General features: G+C 49.0%; 9 tRNA genes and 2 rRNA genes. All 11 read right to left on the reverse strand.

What is annotated here, in order from left to right:
- A 16S ribosomal RNA gene (locus ACFQU8_RS10495) occupies positions 1–340 on the reverse strand; the annotation flags it as partial.
- 236 nt (positions 341–576) lie between these two features.
- Positions 577–652, reverse strand: a tRNA-Ala gene (locus tag ACFQU8_RS10500).
- Between the two features lie 3 nt (positions 653–655).
- A tRNA-Pro gene (locus tag ACFQU8_RS10505) sits at positions 656–732 on the reverse strand.
- A 6-nt stretch (positions 733–738) separates the two neighbouring features.
- Positions 739–815: transfer RNA gene (locus ACFQU8_RS10510), tRNA-Arg, on the reverse strand.
- Positions 816–818: 3 nt separating this feature from the next.
- A tRNA-Leu gene (locus ACFQU8_RS10515) sits at positions 819–908 on the reverse strand.
- Between the two features lie 23 nt (positions 909–931).
- A tRNA-Gly gene (locus tag ACFQU8_RS10520) sits at positions 932–1,003 on the reverse strand.
- Between the two features lie 20 nt (positions 1,004–1,023).
- A tRNA-Leu gene (locus ACFQU8_RS10525) sits at positions 1,024–1,108 on the reverse strand.
- Positions 1,109–1,113: 5 nt separating this feature from the next.
- A tRNA-Lys gene (locus ACFQU8_RS10530) sits at positions 1,114–1,189 on the reverse strand.
- Between the two features lie 142 nt (positions 1,190–1,331).
- Positions 1,332–1,407, reverse strand: a tRNA-Thr gene (locus tag ACFQU8_RS10535).
- A gap of 1 nt (position 1,408) precedes the next feature.
- Positions 1,409–1,484: transfer RNA gene (locus ACFQU8_RS10540), tRNA-Val, on the reverse strand.
- Positions 1,485–1,512: 28 nt separating this feature from the next.
- A 5S ribosomal RNA gene (gene rrf / locus ACFQU8_RS10545) occupies positions 1,513–1,628 on the reverse strand.
- Positions 1,629–1,818 lie beyond the last annotated feature (190 nt).

Genomic DNA, 1,818 nt, shown 5'->3' on the forward strand with positions numbered 1-1,818 from the left:
AGTGTGGCCGATCACCCTCTCAGGTCGGCTACGCATCGTGGCCTTGGTAGGCTTTGATCCCACCAACTAACTAATGCGCCGCGGGCCCATCTGTAAGTGGCAGCTTAAAGCCGCCTTTCAATCCCTCACCATGCGGTGAGAGGTGTTATCCGGTTTTAGCTCGCGTTTCCACGAGTTATCCCGGTCTTACAGGCAGGTTGCCCACGTGATACTCACCCGTCCGCCGCTCGTTCCACAGGCATCACCCCCGAAGGGGATCTGCTTGCTTCCCGCGCTCGACTTGCATGTATTAGGCACGCCGCCAGCGTTCGTCCTGAGCCAAGATCAAACTCTCCAATAAATAAGAGAGATGCAAACGACTGACACCGATCAATCGTTTTATCTCAGCGTTCATAATGTCTCAAAAAGCTTCATCCAATCATATGAACACATATGACCGGGAGCCTCTTACCTGACATCTGTTTCAGGCTGGTTGTTTTGTTCAGTTTTCAAGGAGCAAATCGGATGCCGCCTCTCAAAAGCGACTTAATTAATATAACATCCTTTAACTCTTACGTCAATAGATAATTTTAATTATGGTGGAGCCTAGCGGGATCGAACCGCTGACCTCCTGTGTGCAAAACAGGTGCTCTCCCAGCTGAGCTAAGGCCCCGAATGGTCGGGAAGACAGGATTTGAACCTGCGGCCACATGGTCCCAAACCACGTGCTCTACCAAGCTGAGCTACTTCCCGTAAATATGGTGCGCCCGAGAGGATTCGAACCTCTAACCTTCTGATTCGTAGTCAGACGCTCTGTCCAATTGCGCTACGGGCGCTACTGGTGCCGAGGGCCGGACTCGAACCGGCACGGTAGGAAACCTACCGCAGGATTTTAAGTCCTGTGCGTCTGCCAATTCCGCCACCCCGGCTTTGGATGGATTTAGCAATAAAGAGCGGAAGACGGGATTCGAACCCGCGACCCCCACCTTGGCAAGGTGGTGTTCTACCACTGAACTACTTCCGCGAATAACAATAAATCCTATGTGGTGCGGGCGGAGGGACTTGAACCCTCACGTCGTAAGACACTAGATCCTAAATCTAGCGCGTCTGCCGATTCCGCCACACCCGCAAATCTGGTGAGCCATGCAGGAATCGAACCTGCGACCCTCTGATTAAAAGTCAGATGCTCTACCGACTGAGCTAATGGCTCGCATTTAGTTATTACTGTTAAACTTTACATATTGCTCTGCAAGTATACTAAACGTTTTAAATGCAGCGCCCGATCAGCTAATCACTAATAACAATTAGTTAATATAAGTGATTGAGAACTAAAATTATTATCTTTTAAGAACTGGTGCCGGCCAGAGGAATTGAACCCCCAACCTACTGATTACAAGTCAGTTGCTCTGCCAATTGAGCTAGACCGGCATGGTGGAGGATACTGGGCTCGAACCAGTGACATCTTGCTTGTAAGGCAAGCGCTCTCCCAGCTGAGCTAATCCTCCCATGATTATATAATATTTATTAAATATTGCCTGGCAGCGTCCTACTCTTGCAGGGGTCAAACCCCAACTACCATCGGCGCTGGAGAGCTTAACTGCTGTGTTCGGCATGGAAACAGGTGTGTCCTCTCCGCTATCGCCACCAGACCTTATGCTGTTTTTTATTCTAATGAAGCACAGAAACCATTATAAGCATTTTTAATTCAAAATGCAAGAGGTTTTTTAAACCTTTACACCCTGAAAACTAAATAAGAGAACCATCAAGCTGCATCCTGTTAGTTAAGTCCTCGATCGATTAGTATCCGTCAGCTTCACGTGTCGCCACGCTTCCACCCCG

This window comes from Lentibacillus kimchii, assembly GCF_042666895.1.
Classification (GTDB): domain Bacteria; phylum Bacillota; class Bacilli; order Bacillales; family Amphibacillaceae; genus Lentibacillus; species Lentibacillus kimchii.